Genomic DNA, 17,746 nt, shown 5'->3' on the forward strand with positions numbered 1-17,746 from the left:
GAAGGCGGGCCAACCATGAGCATTGCATGGGTCTTTCCGGGTCAGGGATCGCAGGTAGTTGGCATGGGGCGCGATTTGATCGCGGCATCGGCAGCAGCGCGCCAGATTTTTGCCACTGCGGACGAGACGCTTGATTTCGGGTTGAGTGAATTGTGCTTTAGCGGGCCAGAAACCGACCTCACCGCCACTGAGAATGCGCAACCGGCGCTCCTCACCACCAGCATGGCCCTCTTAGCCGCGATGCGCGAACTATTGGGCGACCGGCTCGAACCACCGATTGCGGTCGCCGGCCACAGCCTTGGCGAATATTCGGCCTTGGTTGCAGGCGGTTCGTTGGATTTCACCACGGCGTTGCGCCTCGTGCGCCGCCGGGGTGAATTGATGGCCGCCGCGCACGATGGCAGCATGGCCGCCGTCATTGGGCTTGATGCCGGCATCCTCGAACAGATCTGCCAAGAGGTCAGTGCGGCGCTGCAACACCACAACCAACTGCACGGCACCGTTGTCATCGCCAATTACAATGCCCCTGACCAACTCGTGATCAGCGGCAGTGTGGTGGCTGTGGAACATGCCAGTCTGCTCGCCAAAAGTCGCGGCGCAAAACGGGTGATTCCCCTCAAAGTCAGCGCAGCCTTCCATTCCCCCTTGATGGTCGAAGCCGCCGAAGGCATGGCACAGGCAATTGCCAGTGCGACCGTCCGCGATCTAGATATTCCGCTGATTGCCAATGTCACGGCGGAACCGCTCCGCGATGCTGATGATGTGCGGCGCGAGATGGTTGCGCAAGTAGTAGCGCCGGTACGTTGGATTGCGTCGGTACAGCACATGGTGGCGATGGGGGTCGAAACCTTTGTCGAGATCGGACCGGGGAGAGTGTTGACCGGTTTGATTCGCCGGATTGCGCCTGCAGCACGCTTGATCAACGTCGCTACCTTCGAGGATGTCCGGGCATTGACGGCCATGCAACCGGTATAGAGAGTGCTATGGAATTGCAGGGGCAGGTTGCGATTATTACCGGTGGCGCGCGCGGGATCGGGCGCGCCACAACCATTGAGCTGGCTGCTGCCGGGGCGCGCGTATTGATCAACTATCAGCGGAGCGCCTCGGCGGCTGAAGCTTTGGCGGCTGAAATTGTCGCCAATGGCGGTGATGCGTTCGCTTATCAAGCCAACGTTACCGATGAGCAGGCAGTGGCAAGCATGGTGCAAGCAGCATTAGAACGCTGGGGCCGGATCGACGTGTTGGTAAATAACGCTGGCATCACTGCCGATGCGCCACTGGCCCGCCTGCGCCCTGAGCAATGGCAACAGGTGATTGAAACCGATCTGACCTCAGTCTTTCTCTGTTGCCGCGCTGCGGTACCAATCATGCGCGCCGCCGGCTATGGCCGGATCGTGTCAGTCAGTTCGCTGGCGGCGCTGGCCGGCAATGTCGGCCAAACGAATTATGCCGCCGCCAAAGCCGGCATTATCGGCTTGAGCCGCTCGCTCGCCCGTGAAGTCGCCCGAGACGGCATTACCGTCAATGTCGTCGCTCCCGGTTATATCGAAACCGATATGGTGGAAACCGTGCCGGAAGCGTTACGAGCATGGGCGTTGCAAGCGATCGCGTTGGGCCGGTTTGGCCGGCCCGAAGAGGTCGCTGCCGCCATCCGGTTTCTCGTCTCGCCACGCGCCTCGTACATTACCGGCCATGTCTTGACCATCGACGGCGGTTGGGTGATGCCGTAAGGTTGTTGCACCGCAATGACTGCACCACGGAACGGGATAGAAGCAACTATGATCGACTTCACCGGACAAGTAGCAATCGTTACCGGCGGGTCGGGAGGGATCGGGCAAGCGATTGTGCGCGGCCTTGCCCGGTATGGCGCGCGGGTGTTGGTAGGATACCATCACGACGAGCCTGCTGCGGCCAGCATTGTCGCCGTGGCCCAATCGCTTGGCAGCGACGCCGCAGCACTGGCGATCGATGTCCGCGAAGTTGACAGTGGGCCTGCGTTGGTGAATGCGGCACTCGAGCGGTGGGGCCAGCTTGATATCTTGATCAACAGTGCCGGGATCGCCGATTATGGCCCGCTGAGCGAGATGAGCAGCGAGCGTTGGCGCCAAACGATCCAAACCAACCTGAGCGGGGTCTATCACACCTGCCGCGCTGCACTGCGCCCGATGATGCAACAGCGCTACGGACGGATCATCAATGTGGCGGCACTCTACGGATCCTCTGGCTTTCCCGGCCAAGCCGACTTTGCCGCGGCAGCCGGCGGGATCATCGGGCTGACACGCGCTTTAGCCCGTGAAGCGGCGCCGTGGCAGATCACCGTCAACGCGGTTGCACCGGGAATGATCGAAACAGATCTCGTACAGGCCATTCCCAAACCGATCCAAGAGTGGAGCGCGAATATCATCGCGTTACGCCGGTTGGGGAAACCAGAAGAGGTCGCCGCCGCCGTGCTCTTCCTTGCGTCGCCGGCAGCATCGTATATCACCGGACAGACGCTGGCCGTCGATGGCGGCTGGACGATGGCGTAGGGGTACAGCGTTCCCCCGATGCCAGCATAAAAACGCAGATGCGGTAGTTGCCTACCGCATCGCGACTAAACGGATCAACTTAATTACCCGCCTACGTTAAACCCTCTCGGAAACCAACCGCCTCGAGAGTTCACCAGAGCGGCAAGAAGGTTCCAAACCACCGTACCCTCACAGATCCTTTAGCTGCTCCGCCTTCAGCAGATGATGCGCCGGGCTAGCTTTTGCTATTGGATTATCTCACCATCTAGCGTGGGACAGCAGCTCCTTCTTACCCAACGCGGTGAGTTTGTTTGGGAGGCAACTGTACGGCTCGCAGAGCATCCGATTACTCAGCAGTAATCTGGCGCTTGTCTGTTCGTCTCCCCGACCCCATCATCCTTACCTTCTTTTGCGATGGTGGTCGTTTCCCCGAACTTACGCTTCATCTCTCCAGACTTACCCACACATAACTCTTTACATTAGAGGTGAAGCGCTTGCTTTCCGGTTGCACGTAAGTGGTTGGTTCCTCCTTCCGGTTTCTGATGTTCTCTCGAGGCTACGGCCTTATCATAGCACTCTGAAGGCCAAGAATCAAGTACTTAATCGTAACTTAACGATGATAAAACACAATTCTTTGTGCTATCAGCCATCGCAGGGTTAAAAAGCTATTAAATATTCGTCAGACACACCTACAGAAGTGTAAAGTGTTTCTTGTTTACACCGGCATATCAGCCGCGATCCGGGCTGCTACTGCTTGCCCCGACAGCAAGACTAACGGGATACCGCCACCGGGATGGGTGCCGCCACCGACGAAATACAGGCCGCGTACCCGGCGCGCGCGCAGGGGCGGGCGGGCAAAGGCGGCAAACGGGGAATTGGAGCTGATGCCATAGATAGCGCCAAAAGCGGCATGGTAACGCTGCGCCAGATCGCGCGGCGTCCAGTGATGGGTGTAGCGAATGGCATGCCGCAAACCGCGCAGGCCCATCGTCTCAAGTTTGGCGATGATGTGATCGCGGTAGGCCGGCAGCACGGCTTCCCAATCGAGCCGGCCATCATCAGCCGGCGCATTCACCAGCACAAACAGATTCATGTGGCCGGGTGGGGCATGCGCAGGGTCGGAGCGGCACGTCGCCGCGATATACACCGTCGGATCAAGCGCCGGACGGCGCTCGCGCACGATCGCTTGAAACTCAGCCGGATAGTCGCCGCCAAAGAAGATGTTGTGGTGGGCTAACTGCGGAAAATCGCCTTCAACCCCTAGAAAGAGCACCACCCCGCTGTATGACGGGTCAATCCGGGCAAGGCGGCGCGCTTCGCGCTGGCCGCCGGGGATCAGCCGCTCGTAAGCGTATTGCGGATCGGCGTTCACCACCACCGCCGCAGCCGGCAAGACTGTGCCATCGGTCAGCCGCACCCCGCACGCGCTGCCGCGCTCAACCATGATCTCGGCCACCGGCGCACTCGTGCGCAGATCAACCCCCAGCTCTGCGGCCAAGCGGACCAGCGCCACGGCCAATTGGTACATCCCGCCGCGCACATACCAACCGCCTTCCGCCAGCTCGATATAGGCAATCAGGTTAAACGTGGCGGGTGACAGGTACGGCGATGAGCCGTTGTAGGTCGCATAGCGATTAAAGATCTGGCGTAGGTGGGGGCTGCGGAAGAACGCGCGCACCGCCGCATCAACGCTGCGCAGCGAATCGATGCGCAGAGCATGGCGCGCCATCGTTGGCGTGATCAATTCACGCAAACCATCGAACGGGCGCAGCAGAAAGGGGCCGGCCACCGCATCGTAGATACGGGCCGTATGGGCCATAAAGCGAAAGAAGTTGGGCACATCAGCCGGGCTAATGCGCTCGATCTCTTGGATCAACTGGGGCAGTCGCTGCCACGCATCAAAGCGCGCGCCATCGGGCCAGAAATAGCGGCAGGTCGGCTCCACTTGCTCAAGGCAGAGGTAGTCATCCATCCGGCGGTTGGCGGCGGCGAACAAATCGCGGATCACCCACGGCATCGTCAACAACGACGGGCCGGTATCGAAGGTATACCCCTCGGCCTGATGGAGGTTCAGCTTGCCGCCGACACGCTCGTTCTTTTCACAAAGGATAACGCGCCGGCCTTGGGCAGCCAGCCGGATCGCCGCCGCCAAGCCGCCCAAGCCGCCGCCAACAATGATCATCGGAAGTTGGGTTGGACGCGCCATACCGTGACACACAATACAACGCAAAGACGCTAAGACGCAAGCAATTGCCGGGCGCTGATTGCAAGCCACCCGGCCAACCCGCTGCGTCTGCGCGTCTTTGCGTGACGTTCACCGACTAAAACCGGCCCCGCTGGCCCGGAATCTGCGCGCCGAAGATGCTCGGTGGCAGTTTGAAGCCGTGCTGTTCGAGGCGAGGGGTAAACTTAGGCCGCACACCGGTCGGGCGCAATTCGGTGATCAATTTACCCTCGCCAGTCTTGCCGAGGATTTCGAGCTTAAAGATATCTTGCAGTACGACGGTATCGCCTTCCATACCCTGCACTTCGGTAATGTAGGCCACTTTACGCGAACCGTCTTCGAGGCGGCTCTGCTGCACAATCAGGTCGATTGCCGACGCGATCTGCTCGCGGATCACCTTCAGCGGCATCTCCATCCCGGCCATCAAGGCCATCGTCTCCATACGAGCGATCGCCTCGCGCGGCGCATTAGCGTGGAGCGTGGTCAGCGAGCCATCGTGACCAGTGTTCATCGCCTGCAACATATCGAGCGTCTCACCGCCACGACACTCGCCGATCACGATCCGCTCAGGGCGCATACGCAGCGAGTTAATCACCAGATCGCGAATCGATACCCGGCCAGAGCCATCAATCTCCGGCGGTTTCGCTTCGAGGCGCACCACGTGATCTTGAGCCAACTGCAATTCGGCGCTGTCTTCAATCGTCACAATCCGCTCATCTTCGGGGATGAAGTTCGAGAGCACGTTGAGCAAGGTCGTCTTACCAGAGCCGGTGCCGCCGGCGACCACAATATTCAAACGCGAGACAACGCAGGCCCGCAGGAACTCGGCCATCTCTGGCGTCATTGAACCGAAGCGAATCAGATCTTCGACCTTAAGCTTATTCTTAGAAAACTTGCGGATCGTAATCGTAGAGCCATCGATCGCGCAAGGCGGAATGATCGCATTAACACGCGAACCGTCGGGCAAGCGAGCGTCAACCATCGGCCACTTGCGGTCGATACGGCGGCCCAACGGGCGAATAATGCGGTCAATGATCTTCATCACGTGCTCATCAGAAGCAAATCGGACATCGGTCAGCTTGAGCTTACCTTTTTGCTCGATGTAGACTTTGTATGGGCCATTGACCATGACCTCCGAGATGCTATCATCATCGAGCAACGGCTGAAGCGGCCCAAAGCCAAACAGCTCATCGCACACCATGGCGAAGAGCTTCTTGACATCTTGATCAGGCAAATTCACGTTCGCCTGCTGATAAACGCGAGCAAAACGCTCTTGCAACAGCCGTTCGGTCTCAGGAGAGCGTTTCAGTTCGGTCTGATTGCCTAACGAAGCCTGAATCCGGTCTACAATCCAGAGCGACAGCTCAAGCATGCGCTTCTGGTCATTCGCCGGTGTTGCATCTTGCACCGTTGGGCGAGCCGGAGCGGCCGGAGCGGCTGCCGGAGCCGGCGGGGGAGGCGCCGGAGCGACCGTTGCTGCCGGAGCCGGTGGGGGAGGGGTAGCAACAGCCGGCGCAGGCTCGGGCTGAGCAGGATTACCGGTAAGACGTTTGAGCAGCGACATAGTGATCCAACCTCCTTAGCCGAGCTTGACGAAATACGCTTCGCAGGCGCGATCGATCAACTCGCGAGACATCGCCGGCGGGATACCACGGTATTTCGATTCATCCAATATCTGATCGCACAAATCACGCGGATGGCAAGAGCGCAGCTCGCGCCCAACTTTCATATAGTGTTCTTGGATGAGGTAGCGCAAACCATCATCGCTATACGGGATGCGTTTTTGTTTGCACACGAGCTGGAAGATCGCCCGAAATTCGGTTGGCGATGGATTGGGCACCTCGATCTTATGGCGAATGCGGCGCAAGAACGCATCGTCAACCAAATCTTTGGGGTTGAGATTGGTGGAAAAGACGATCAGCACATCAAACGGCACTTGAATCTTCTTGCCAGTTTGCAAGGCAAGGAAGTCAACCTTCTTTTCGAGCGGCACGATCCAGCGGTTGAGCAGATCTTGTGGACGGCACTTCTGGCGACCAAAGTCATCGATCAAGAAGAGGCCGCCATTGGCCTTCATCTGGAACGGCGCTTCGTAGACCTTTGAAATCGGGTCGAAGATCAGCTCAAGCTGTTCGAGTTCAAGCTCGCCACCCACCATCACCCGCGGTCGTTTACAGACCACCCACCGCGCATCGGGATAGGTCGTGACTGGCGCTGCCACCGGCCCGCCAAACGGTGATGGCGGCAACTCGGCATGGCCGACTTCGTTGACCTGCACGACCTGATGGTTGAGTGGGTCGAAGACCTTGATGATCTGGCCGTCAATTTCTACAGCGTAGGGAATAATCACCAACCCGCCAAGCAGATTTGCGATCCCCTCGGCAATCGTAGTTTTTCCATTACCGGGAGGGCCGTACAGGAAGAGCGAGCGGGCGGAATTGGCGGCTGGGCCAATCTTATCGAGCATCTTCTCGCTGACGACCAGATGGCTAAACGCCTTGCGAATCGTCGCCTGATCGATCACCAGTTCGCCGATACTCTGGCGGAGGGTAATATCAACATATTGCTGCAACGGCACCGGGGCCGGGCCGGCGTACTGGTTCCGATCGATCACTTCGTGAACCTTATTGCGGCCCTTGCCAGTGATGACATATTGAAACGAACGCTCGCTAAAACCGCCTTCAGCGCCGATAATATCGACATATTCTTCCAGCTTGAGAAACTCAAGCACCTTATCAATCACGCCGAGAAAGGGCAGCTTAATCGTCTCTTCGAGCTTCTGGCCAGTGATAGCGCCGGAAAAATAGATCACCTTCAACACGTGATCGGTCAGAAAACCCAGCGACAGACCCGTCTCAGCGATGGTGGCCGGCTGTGGCGGTATCTCAGGCATCCGTTGCGAAGGAGCGCTTGCTGGAGTGGCCGCCGGATTCACTTCGTGCAGACGGAAGCTCATAACCTACCCTTTCTGCCATAGCGCCGGAAAAGCGGGGCGCGGCGGCGATCTCCCAACGCATACCGGCGAGACGCACGCCTGCTAGAGGTAGTATAGCGATCCACAGGACGGAACGCAAGGGGAAGCCGGCGTCAGCACAGAGCCTGACGCCGGCGCAGAGGTCACTCTTCCAGATGATCATCTTCGTCGGCGATATCTTGATCGATCTCATCGAGACCAATCTCTTCGTCTTCATCGCCGCCGATAAAGTCCTCATCAAGCGTTTCGGTCTCTTCAACCAACTCTTCTTCGTCGAGCACATCCTCATACTCATCGAAGCGGAGCGAGGAGAGGACGGTAGCGCCTTCACCGAGCTTACCGGGGAAGGAGACGCGCCCACGCTGGCTGGGGTCTTGATAGATTTCACGGATCAGAATTCGCACATTGCGCGAATCAGACTGCACCACCGCAGCGAGATAGCGATTGCCGCCATTCATCAGCTCGACGAGGCGATGGCTAAGTTTCGGCTCGATCCGGCCAATCAAATTGCCATCCAGATCGACGACATAGACCATCTTGCCCTCAACGCGCAATTCCACCTTTTCGCCAGTAATGAGGGCATCGACGGCGGGGCCGCGCTGCACATCAACCAGCGAGGTCAGGGCCGTGCGACCGGTTTCGGTAATAAACATGCGCATATCGATCTGCTGGCGGGTCGAGCGGGTCACCGGCGCTTCAGTGATACCACGCGCCAGCAACGCCTCGAGGCGAGCGACATTCTTGCGCGCGATCGGATTGGAGGCATTCAGACGCAGGGCATTCTGATAAGCGCGGTGGCTCTCGGTATACTTGCCCAGCTCAAACAGCGCCTTTCCCAACCGATTATACGTCTCGGCATCCTCGCTCACGCGCAACAACTGCTGGTTCAACTCAACCGCCTCTTGCCAGCGATTCAAGGCAGCCAATTCAATCGCCTTTTCTTGCAGGCGGCGGCGAATCCGCATCTTTTCATCTTGCTTTGACAAGGTCGTTCTCCTTGGGTTGGGCACTGAACCTATTGATCAAGTTGCGGGACACCCTGCAACGACCATGGACTAGTCACGGTAATACGCACCGGCACCAATTGGCCGGTCAGATCGGCAGGATGGCTAAAGAAGACCAGCCGGTTGCCGGGAGTGCGGCCACGCCACTTGCCTTTGCTCTCGCCTTCGACCAAGACCTCAACCGTCTGGCCGAGGAAGCGAGCCATCCGTTCGGTGGCAATCTGTTCTTGCAACTGCTCAAGCCGGCGGCGGCGTTCTTCCTTCACCTCTGGCGGCACAGCGAGCGCCGGATCCTGCTCTTGTTCGGCAGCGCGGGTGCCGGGGCGAGCCGAGAAGGCGGCAATATGCACCTTATCAAAACCAATCTCGGCGCAGAGTTCCATGGTTTGGCGAAAATCGTCTTCGGTCTCGCCGGGATGGCCAACGATAATATCGGTCGTCAGCGAAATATGGGGGATCGCAGCGCGGATCTTGGCAATCAACGCCTTATAGCGTGCAACGGTATAACCGCGCCGCATCAGCTTCAGCACGCGGTCGGAGCCGGCCTGCACCGGCAGATTGATTTCAGGCTGGCAGCGCGGCAAGCGAGCGACAGTTTCGATCAAGCGATCGGTCATCCACGCCGGATGCGAGGTAAGGAAACGGAGCCGGAGCAAACCGGGGATGGGATCGACCGCCTCGAGCAGATCGGCCAGCTCAGGCCGGCCGGGGAGGTCGTGACCCCACGAATCGACGATCTGGCCAAGGAGGGTAATCTCCTTGGCGCCGCGCGCGACGATCCGGCGCACTTCCTCGACAATCTCGGCCAAGGGGCGCGAACGCTCACGGCCCCGGCGGAGCGGAATAACGCAATACGAGCAGGTCATATTGCAGCCATACTGGATCGGGACATGCACCGAGACCGGCGGATGGCGCCAATCGCGCACTGGTAAGGCCGGTTCATCGAGGGTATAGACCGGGTTGGGAGCAAGCGCGACCACCTCATCGACGGCGGAAGGCGAGACGAAATGATCGACCATCGGCAACTGCTCGGCAAAGATCGAGCGGTTATTGGGGCCGACCATACAGCCCCAGAGCACCACCTTGGTATCGGGATGGGCCCGTTTCACCCGCACCAGCTCACCGAGCTTGCCCAGAATCCGCTCTTCGGCAGACGCGCGCACGCTGCACGAATTGAGCACAATAAAGCTCGCCTCTTCGGGACGGGCAGCCGGGCTATAGCCCACCCCTTGCAAGGCAGCTTCCAACCGTTCGGAGTCAGAGATATTCATCTGGCACCCAACCGTCCAGACGTAATAGCGCCGCTCGCGCGGCGTCTGATCACGATCGGGACGGGGGCGCTGATCGAAAAAGATCACATCCTGCATGGAACCTTTACCAGACGATAACCGGCAAACCGCACTCCACGCTCTGGCGCGCCGCTTCGCGGAGCGACTCAAGGCAGCGGAAGGCATCGGAGCGCGGCGAGACACCGGCTTTGATCAACTGCGGCGCCAACTCAGACAACTCGCGCAGCAACTGCACCGACGAGCCGAAGAAGGCTTGATCTTCTTCGCCCTCATCATCTTCAAACGGCAGATAGATCGGATCAGTGAAATCAACCGGCAGGTAATAGCTATTGATCCCCTGCAAGTTGATCAGATGGCGGTACCGGCTGGGAACCAACTCGTCCCAGACATCGGTCACGGCGCGATCAAGATCCTCTTCGAGGACGGGGCCATCGGCGATAATCGGGGCCAAATCGTTGCCCCGCTCAAGATGGGCCGCCATGCGGGCCAACTGGTAGAGCGCACCCATCGTCTCGATCGAGCCTTCCCACACCTCGACGCCGGGTTGGCTGAGCAAATCGATATCAATACCATACTCGCGCAGTTGATCCTGCACGGCAGCAACACTCTCGTACTGTTCTTCGTACTCGGCGCGATCCTCATCGGGCCGCACCATAATTAACGACGCAACCGCCAGATCGAGTTCGGCGGGAGCATGAGCAGACATAGGGTTTCTCCTCACTGAGCGCAAAACGCGCTATAAAGTATACCATATTTATGCAAACGCATGCCTACGGCTCAGGAAGGATCAAGGCGAGGGAAAGCAAACAAAAGCGCCAAGCGACACGGAGCGAGCGACTCGCTCCGTATCGCTTGGCGAGGACACATCTTAGGACAAGCGGCTCAATAGGCTAATACCGCTCAAACACCGGCTCAACCACATCGATCGCGCGATCAAACTCCTCATCGGTCTCGGGCTCCGGCTCGCCAACTGCGCGCTCCAGCATCACCCCACGCACAATCTCAATCGTCACTCGTGGCATCTCGTCGGCAATCGCCTTGACGGCAGCCAACACTGGGCGAGTGGTCACGCCAGCCAGCATAGCGGGAACCCCAATTTCGATCAGGTCCTCACCGTCTTCATTCCGAATGATTAACCGCTGCACGCCCGGCTCATCAATCAGCTCGCGCACGCGAGCGAGCAAGCGCCAGCCATGAACGAGCTCAATCGCGATGTCCATGGTCCCCTCCTGCGCCGTGCTGGCGCTCTGTCTGAAATATACTCCGCTATGGTACAGTGTAATTGCAGGCTGGCGCTTTGCGTGAAATGAACTCTTCACCGACGGTACAGACATTTTAATCATCAAATTTCGATATTTTTAGTATAACTTCTATGAATGCTATCAGATTGTTAGCTCATATATCGTTTTAGGCTAAACAATACCACATCTTACCGATGGCCAGCTGCTCATAATCACAGGTTAGCATCGAAACACGCAGCCATTCTCATCCTGATGCGCCTCAGCGCGCAAAACGTTTGACACTCAGGGTAGCGACAGCTTATAATGAGCGTGGATTCGTCGCCTTGTAAGCAGAGGAGCCGGCAAGCAGCATGAAACCCTCTGTTCGCACCCGAAACATTACTGTTGCGCTCGTTTCAACCCTGCTCATGGTGCTCCTTGCCCTTCAGCAGTTTTCAGTTGCGGCTGCGCCGGTAGCACAGGTCAATTTCAGTTGGAGCCCGATCGCCATAACATCTTCAGGCCAACCCGGCCAAAACCTCATACAGGTTACTGCAACCTTACAGAATCAGGGGCCGGCTGAAACATTTAATATTTCGGCGATCCCGCCAAGTGGCTGGCCAGCCATCAGCATCAATCCCACCGCATCAGTCACGCTCAATACAAATGCTTCACAGACATTCACGTTTTTATATAGCATTCCCACGACGGCAACTGCGGGAACTTATCTCATTAATATCAATGCTGTGCGCGCCAGCGCGCCAACCAATCCGGTAACGCTTCCCATTACGGTGAATGTCATTATTCCTACTAATACGCCTACACCAACTCCTACTGCTATACCAACAACAACACCAACACCCCTTTGTTTCGATGGTTTTGAACCAGACAATTTCCCGGCACAGGCAAGACGGATTGATGTGCAGATTCCGCAAGAGCACGTCATCTGCCCGACCGGTGATGAGGATTGGCTCTATTTTGGCGGGGTAGAGGGTAAAGTTTACACCATTGATGTACCGGTGATGAAACCGGGCATTGACCTGTCATTGGAATTGCTCGATAGCAATCTCAACCGGGTGGCGTTCAACGACGATTTCTTCAATCGCGATCCGGCCAATCCCAACCCCGGCGACATCCGTCCGCGCATTACCGTGCGTATTCCGGCTGACGGCATCTATTACATTAGGGTACGTGACAACGCCGGACGCGGCGGGACGGATTATTCCTACGTGATCGCATTGCTCGATGAAAGCTATGGCCCCACGCCGGCGCCGGTCGAGTCGGTCTGTCTTGATATCTTTGAACCGGATGGCTTGCCTGAGCAAGCGCGGCTGATCACCTCGAACGAGGTGCAAGAGAACCGGCGTCTCTGCCCAACCGGCGACGCCGACTGGGTGACGTTCTTTGCCAAAGCCGGCAAACGCTATGTCATTTATACTGATACCCGGCGCTACAGCGGCGCGAATACCGTCAACGGCAATACGTTGGCCGGCGCAGATACGGTGTTGGTGCTAGCCGATCGCGATGGCGTCAGCATCCTCGACATCAATGATGACATGCCGGGCGGTAATACGCTTGATTCGCAGATCGAGTTTACGCCTAAAGTTGACGGGTTCTACTTCGCGCAGGTCAAGAATGTTGGTGATATTGGCAACCAATTCATTCGCTACGATTTGGTCTTGTTACTCTGCTTGCCCGGCCAGACTGACTGCCGACGACCAGATGCACCACTACCCGGCTTGCCGCAAAATCCCGCCACACCACCGGCAACGTCAACACCGATCAAAGCGCCGATCGTGACGGATCCGACACTGACACCAACATTAACACCAACGCCCACACTAACACCAACGCCATAGACGGACAGAGGTGTTGATGCCGGTTCGTACCTTAGACAGCGAGGTGATAACCGAACTCACCGCCCAGCTCGGCCCCCGGCCAGCAACTTCGGCGGCAGAAGCGATGGCAGCCGCGCAGATCAATGCCCGCCTGCGACAGGCGGGCTTCAGTGTCGCCACCCATTCCTTGCCCGCTACCGCGCATCCGGGCGCACGGCTCGCACCAGCGGCGATTGGGTTGATGGCGGCGATCGGGTTGGCAGCTTGGCAGCCAGTCGTAGGCATAGCGTTTGGCCTCTGGCTGATGGCACTGTTGCTGATTGATGGGATGTATGCGCCATTGCCCCCGCTCCGCCAAGCGGGGATGAGCCAAAATATCATTGCGGTGCGTCCGATCGAGGTAGCTGACACGCAAACCCCGCCTCAGCCACGCTGGCGGTTGGTATTGCTCGCGCCGCTGGATACGCCGCCGGTTTGGCGCGGCCTTGCGCGCTTGATTGCGCCGACCTATGAGGGATTGCTGGCCCGGCTAGCACTCAGCAGCCTGCCGCTGGCAGTCGCCGCCAACACCGCTGCATCAACGCTGCGCTGGACATTGGCCATCGGCGCTTTCGCCGGTGCATTGTTGTTCCTCTGGGCCACGCGCCGCCAGCTACCGCTTATGCAGCCTGATGGCGGGATCGCGGCCTTGGCGACGCTGATCATTGCCGGCCAAACCATCCCGCGCTTACAACACGTGGAGGTGTGGGCAGGAGCTGTGGGTGCAGCCTACTGCGACCAAAACGGTCTCAAAGCCTTGATCGAGCGCTACCCCTTCGAGCCAGCCAATACGCTCATCATCGGTTTGGGGCCGCTCGCGTGCGGGCAATTAGCCATTATCAGCCGTAGCGGCGTCTTCCGGCACGAGCCAGCCGATCCGCTCCTGTACCGGCTGGCGATGGACGCCGATCGCGCCGAACCGGTGATTGATCTGGAACCGCACACCCAAGCGGCGCGTGACGAACTGCTCTCACCATTGCGGCAACGCGGATTTCGCACCTTGAGTATTCGCGCGATAGCGAACGGTGAGAACACCTTCAACCCTTTGTTAGCCGAACGGGCTGCCCGCTTGATTGCAGCCATTGCTTGCACCCTAGATACTAAGACGAACGATGATTTACCTATTCTACGGGCCAAATGAGTTGGCCCGCAGCGAAGCGGTCGCTGAATTGCGGGCCAGCTTGCCGGCAGAGGTGGCCGATCTGAATATCAGTGTGCTTGATGGACGCAAACTCACCATCGAGCAATTAGTCGCCGCCTGTGAAGCGCACCCATTTCTGGCTGATCGGCGGTTGGTGATCGTGTACGATGCGCTCAAGCATAGCAAAGCCGGCAAAGCGCGGGAAGAGCTGCGTGACTATTGCGAACGGGTGCCGGCGACATGCGATCTCGTGTTTGTGGAACAAGATGAGGTTGACCGGCGACACCTACTCTTTACCGCCTTGAGCAAACGCGGTGCGGTGCGCGAATTTCCGCTGCTCAGCGGGCCAGAGTTGCTGCGCTGGATCGAACGGCGGGCGAAATCGCTGCAAGCGACGATCGAGCCTGCCGCCGCGCAGCGGTTGGTTGATTTAGCCGGCAATGACAGCCGCGCGCTCGCAAATGAACTGGCCAAACTAGCCACGTATGTGGGGAGGGGCGGCACGATCGATCAAGCGGCGGTTGACCGGCTCGTCACCGACCAACAAGAGCAGAACCTGTTTACCTTCATCGATGACCTGAGCACGCGCCGGCTAGGTGCGGCGTTGCGCGGCGCGCGGGCACTGATCGAAGACGGCCAAGCGCCGCCGTATGTGTTGTTTATGCTGGCGCGCCAGATCCGGATCCTCTTGCACGTGAGGCAACTGGTCGCGCAGCGCCGCCGGCCTGACGACATTGCCAGCGAGCTGGGCTTGAAACCGTTTGTCGCCCGGAAAGCCACCGAGCAGGCGCGCAATTTTACGGCTGCCGAATTGGTCACAGCCCACGACCGGCTGCTCGAACTCGACCATGCGATTAAGACGGGAAAAATGCAGGCGGAAACGGCGCTCGAGCTATTTGTGGTCGAGATGTGCCAAGCGCAGCGAGGATAGGGCTATGAAAAGGTACGGGCGGGTTTGTAACCCGCCCGTACCTTTTGCCCATGCTATGGCGCCTGCTTATGCCGCGGAACCGGCCTGCGCGGCCAGCGCCACCTTCTTGGCCTTCTGAGCCAAGCGCGACTTCCGGCGAGCGGCGTTGTTCTTGTGAATAATCCCCTTCACGGCGGCCTTATCAAGCGTGCTGTAGGCAAGGCGCAACGCAGCCTCATCGACCACGCCGCTAGCCAAGGCCAGCTCAGCCTTCTTGATCATCGTCTTCACCCGCGAGCGGTACGACTGGTTGCGCAAGTGCTTGCGCGCATCGCTCCGAATGCGCTTCTTTGCCGATTTTGTGTTCGCCAAGGTCAAACTCCTCGGATATAATTGGCGCGTTATTGTGACACGTGAAACGGCGAGCGCTCGCTCGCCGCGCTAGCTCTGAAGTATAGCATAGGAACGCCAACCGTGCAACTGAGCGCCGTCTTGCGCCGTCTGAGCACCCAGCGCAACAGCCTAATCGTCATGGGCGGCTTTGTTGTCAGCCGGCTGACCGGTCTGATCCGTGATATTGTCGCTTCGTACTATTTCGGCACCTCGGCTGAGATGGCAGCGTATGGCGCTGCGATCAGCACGGTTGATCTGCTCTACCTCGTGATCATCGGCGGGGCGCTGGGCAGCAGCTTCATTCCGGTCTTTATCGAGGTGTGGGAGCGAGAACGGCCAGCGCGAGCGTGGGAACTGGCCAGTGCGGTGGTGACGTGGGCGCTGATGATCCTCGCCCTCGCGAGCGCCGGGTTGTTTGTGGCGGCGCCGTGGCTGGCGCCGCTCTTGTATGGCGGGCAAGGATTTACGGCGGAAACGCTTGAGCTGATTGTAGCCTTGACCCGGCTGTTCTTGCTCTCGCCATTGCTGCTGGGGCTGGGAGGATTAGCAATGGCGGCGCTCAACGCGCGTGATCGGTTTACGATGCCTGCCTTAGCTCCCAGCATCTACAACCTCGGCATCACTGGCGGCGCACTGCTGGCGCCGTGGCTGGGCATTTGGGGCATGGCATGGGGGGTAGTGATCGGCGCGCTCGGCTACCTGCTGATCCAGTTGCCAGCGCTGTTCGCCCTCGGCATGCACCTGCGACCGCAGTTAGGCCGGCATCTACCCGAACTAGGCAAGGTCGCGCAAGCGATGGGGCCGCGCGTGATCGGGCAAGCGGCGGCCCACCTCAGCATCGTGGCGACGCTGGCCTTAGCCGCCCGCCTACCCGACGGTGATGCCAAGCTCGCCGGGTTGCGCTGGGCATACCAGTTGATGCTCTTGCCGTACGGCGTCTTTGCGCTAAGCTTAAGCACAGTCGCCTTTCCGCGACTGGCCCGGCTGGTGGCCGAGGGACGGCTAGCCGAGCTGAGCGATGACGTGCGGACAACGCTGGGGCGCATCCTCTGGTTGACCTTGCCGGCGACCGCCGGCCTGCTCACCTTGGGGCCGGCGCTGGCGCGCGTCTTGTTTGAACGAGGCGCGTTTGATAGCCTCTCGCTGAGCTACACTGCCGGCGCCTTAACCGGTTATGCGTTCGCCTTGCCGGCCTTTGCCGCCTCAGAAATCATGATCCGCGCCTTTTACGCGATGCAGCGCACATGGCCGCCGGTGCTGATCGGGATCGGGCAAGTGGCGCTCAATATTGGGTTAGGCGCGACGCTGCTGGTGGCAGGGGTAGATGTAAGTGGGCTGGCGATTGCATTCAGCATTGCCAACTCGCTCGAAGCGCTGGCGTTGGCGATCGTGCTTGGGCGCACGATACCGGGCCTCTGGCGAGCGCCGGCGCTGTGGCGGCGCTTACTCATTGCGCTCGGCGCGAGTATAGCGGTTGGGGTGCTGTGGTGGTACGCGCGGGAGCTGATCCCCGGCGGCACGCCGGCGGCTGGTTATCGCTGGCCGGACGATCTGGCCGGATTATTGGTTGGCTTGGCCGTGACGGGCAGCGTTGGGGTAGCGATCTACGCTGCGTTAACCATCCTGCCGGATCGCCGTCGCCCGCTGGCCTGACCATAAGAAGCCTGTGGCCCGCCCCTGAAGGTTCAAGGGCGGACAGAACGCACAAGCGTAGATATGGTTCATGGCGTTGCGATACGCTGTTTTGCCCTCACCCCCAGCCCCTCTCCCGCTGGCGCGGGAGAGGGGCGGATAGATATGGAGTGCGGCAGTTTGACTGCCGCACTCCACAGCCGGCAAGCGGGGGCGATGCCGTACAGACGCAACGCAAGCCAAGGCGCAGCGACGGTAGACGCCAAGACGCGCAGGGCGCGCAGGGTCACAGCGGGTTGGGAAGGGGAGGTGCAAGGACGGGCGGAATCCAGTGACAAAATGCCCCCACCCCCGGCCCCTCCCCCGCTGGGGGAGGGGTGATGTGGAGCGCAGCACGAGGCTTTACGGCATTGCACAGCGATCGACAGTTCTATGTTCTGTCCGTCTCTCCCCATTGGCGGGCGAGCCGCCCGCGCTCCGTCGCTACCCCTGCCGCGGGCGAGCCGCCCGCGCTCCGTCGCTGCCCCTGCCGCAAGCGAGCCGCCCGCGCTCCGTCGCTGCCCCTGCCGCAAGCG

At 59.4% G+C, this 17,746-nt stretch carries 14 protein-coding genes and 1 pseudogene; 7 read left to right on the plus strand and 8 right to left on the minus strand.

The features are described 5' to 3' along the window. Positions 1–15 precede the first annotated feature (15 nt). From fabD to A6A03_RS13500, 3 genes are read left to right on the plus strand one after another with little or no spacing between them, the layout of a single operon-like run. A complete protein-coding gene (gene fabD, locus A6A03_RS13490; protein WP_066789306.1) occupies positions 16–975 on the plus strand; it encodes an ACP S-malonyltransferase in 960 nt (319 codons plus the stop codon). Between the two features lie 8 nt (positions 976–983). Next, positions 984–1,730: a 3-oxoacyl-ACP reductase family protein gene (locus A6A03_RS13495; RefSeq protein ID WP_066789309.1), complete on the plus strand. Its 747-nt coding sequence runs from the start codon at positions 984–986 to the stop codon at positions 1,728–1,730. 15 nt (positions 1,731–1,745) lie between these two features. Next, positions 1,746–2,528, plus strand: a complete 783-nt coding sequence (locus A6A03_RS13500) for a 3-oxoacyl-ACP reductase family protein (RefSeq protein WP_245668984.1) — start codon at positions 1,746–1,748, stop codon at positions 2,526–2,528. A gap of 694 nt (positions 2,529–3,222) precedes the next feature. On the opposite strand, the gene A6A03_RS13505 is transcribed toward A6A03_RS13500, so the two are convergent. The 7 genes and pseudogenes from A6A03_RS13505 to A6A03_RS13535 form a co-directional block, all read right to left on the minus strand. Then, positions 3,223–4,713 (minus strand): phytoene desaturase family protein, encoded by a 1,491-nt coding sequence (locus A6A03_RS13505; RefSeq protein WP_066789316.1) that lies wholly within the window; start codon positions 4,711–4,713, stop codon positions 3,223–3,225. 115 nt (positions 4,714–4,828) lie between these two features. Continuing rightward, a complete protein-coding gene (locus A6A03_RS13510; protein WP_066789318.1) occupies positions 4,829–6,295 on the minus strand; it encodes a TadA family conjugal transfer-associated ATPase in 1,467 nt (488 codons plus the stop codon). A 15-nt stretch (positions 6,296–6,310) separates the two neighbouring features. Continuing rightward, positions 6,311–7,687 (minus strand): AAA family ATPase, encoded by a 1,377-nt coding sequence (locus tag A6A03_RS13515; protein ID WP_066789321.1) that lies wholly within the window; start codon positions 7,685–7,687, stop codon positions 6,311–6,313. 161 nt (positions 7,688–7,848) lie between these two features. Continuing rightward, entirely contained in the window at positions 7,849–8,670 is an 822-nt protein-coding gene (locus A6A03_RS13520) for a tetratricopeptide repeat protein (RefSeq protein ID WP_066789324.1), read from the minus strand. A 4-nt stretch (positions 8,671–8,674) separates the two neighbouring features. Next, positions 8,675–10,076, minus strand: a pseudogene (gene miaB / locus A6A03_RS13525) (tRNA (N6-isopentenyl adenosine(37)-C2)-methylthiotransferase MiaB). 7 nt (positions 10,077–10,083) lie between these two features. Continuing rightward, positions 10,084–10,704 (minus strand): hypothetical protein, encoded by a 621-nt coding sequence (locus A6A03_RS13530; protein ID WP_066789327.1) that lies wholly within the window; start codon positions 10,702–10,704, stop codon positions 10,084–10,086. A 184-nt stretch (positions 10,705–10,888) separates the two neighbouring features. Then, positions 10,889–11,218 carry a DUF4342 domain-containing protein gene (locus tag A6A03_RS13535; RefSeq protein ID WP_066789328.1) on the minus strand — a complete coding sequence of 110 codons (330 nt, stop codon included), beginning with the start codon at positions 11,216–11,218 and terminating at the stop codon, positions 10,889–10,891. Positions 11,219–11,589: 371 nt separating this feature from the next. Here A6A03_RS13535 and A6A03_RS13540 point away from each other — a divergent pair, with 371 nt between their 5' ends. From A6A03_RS13540 to holA, 3 genes are read left to right on the plus strand one after another with little or no spacing between them, the layout of a single operon-like run. Next, entirely contained in the window at positions 11,590–13,077 is a 1,488-nt protein-coding gene (locus A6A03_RS13540) for an NEW3 domain-containing protein (RefSeq protein WP_066789331.1), read from the plus strand. 16 nt (positions 13,078–13,093) lie between these two features. Further along, complete coding sequence (locus tag A6A03_RS13545; RefSeq protein ID WP_066789335.1) at positions 13,094–14,236, plus strand: hypothetical protein; 1,143 nt, start codon at positions 13,094–13,096, stop codon at positions 14,234–14,236. After that, positions 14,208–15,167: a DNA polymerase III subunit delta gene (gene holA / locus A6A03_RS13550; protein ID WP_066789351.1), complete on the plus strand. Its 960-nt coding sequence runs from the start codon at positions 14,208–14,210 to the stop codon at positions 15,165–15,167. Before A6A03_RS13545 ends, holA begins: the two co-directional genes overlap by 29 nt. 66 nt (positions 15,168–15,233) lie before the next feature. Here holA and rpsT read toward each other — a convergent pair whose 3' ends face one another. Next, complete coding sequence (gene rpsT / locus A6A03_RS13555; RefSeq protein ID WP_066789354.1) at positions 15,234–15,518, minus strand: 30S ribosomal protein S20; 285 nt, start codon at positions 15,516–15,518, stop codon at positions 15,234–15,236. Between the two features lie 102 nt (positions 15,519–15,620). Between rpsT and murJ the strand changes: the two genes are divergently transcribed. Continuing rightward, the gene (gene murJ / locus A6A03_RS13560) at positions 15,621–17,192 is read left to right on the plus strand and encodes a murein biosynthesis integral membrane protein MurJ (RefSeq protein WP_066789356.1); all 1,572 of its coding nucleotides are present in this window, start codon (positions 15,621–15,623) and stop codon (positions 17,190–17,192) included. The last annotated feature ends 554 nt before the right edge of the window (positions 17,193–17,746 follow it).

The sequence above is a fragment of the Chloroflexus islandicus genome (assembly GCF_001650695.1).
Lineage (GTDB): Bacteria > Chloroflexota > Chloroflexia > Chloroflexales > Chloroflexaceae > Chloroflexus > Chloroflexus islandicus.

Bases quoted from the DNA above. Each gene is read 5' to 3' on its own strand.
- A6A03_RS13515 (WP_066789321.1), bottom strand. From the start codon at position 7,687: ATGAGCTTCCGTCTGCACGAAGTGAATCCGGCGGCCACTCCAGCAAGC.
- A6A03_RS13495 (WP_066789309.1), top strand. From the start codon at position 984: ATGGAATTGCAGGGGCAGGTTGCGATTATTACCGGTGGCGCGCGCGGG.
- A6A03_RS13505 (WP_066789316.1), bottom strand. From the start codon at position 4,713: ATGGCGCGTCCAACCCAACTTCCGATGATCATTGTTGGCGGCGGCTTG.
- A6A03_RS13520 (WP_066789324.1), bottom strand. From the start codon at position 8,670: ATGCGGATTCGCCGCCGCCTGCAAGAAAAGGCGATTGAATTGGCTGCC.
- A6A03_RS13545 (WP_066789335.1), top strand. From the start codon at position 13,094: ATGCCGGTTCGTACCTTAGACAGCGAGGTGATAACCGAACTCACCGCC.
- A6A03_RS13530 (WP_066789327.1), bottom strand. From the start codon at position 10,704: ATGTCTGCTCATGCTCCCGCCGAACTCGATCTGGCGGTTGCGTCGTTA.
- holA (WP_066789351.1), top strand. From the start codon at position 14,208: ATGATTTACCTATTCTACGGGCCAAATGAGTTGGCCCGCAGCGAAGCG.
- A6A03_RS13540 (WP_066789331.1), top strand. From the start codon at position 11,590: ATGAAACCCTCTGTTCGCACCCGAAACATTACTGTTGCGCTCGTTTCA.
- A6A03_RS13500 (WP_245668984.1), top strand. From the start codon at position 1,746: ATGACTGCACCACGGAACGGGATAGAAGCAACTATGATCGACTTCACC.
- A6A03_RS13510 (WP_066789318.1), bottom strand. From the start codon at position 6,295: ATGTCGCTGCTCAAACGTCTTACCGGTAATCCTGCTCAGCCCGAGCCT.
- fabD (WP_066789306.1), top strand. From the start codon at position 16: ATGAGCATTGCATGGGTCTTTCCGGGTCAGGGATCGCAGGTAGTTGGC.
- A6A03_RS13535 (WP_066789328.1), bottom strand. From the start codon at position 11,218: ATGGACATCGCGATTGAGCTCGTTCATGGCTGGCGCTTGCTCGCTCGC.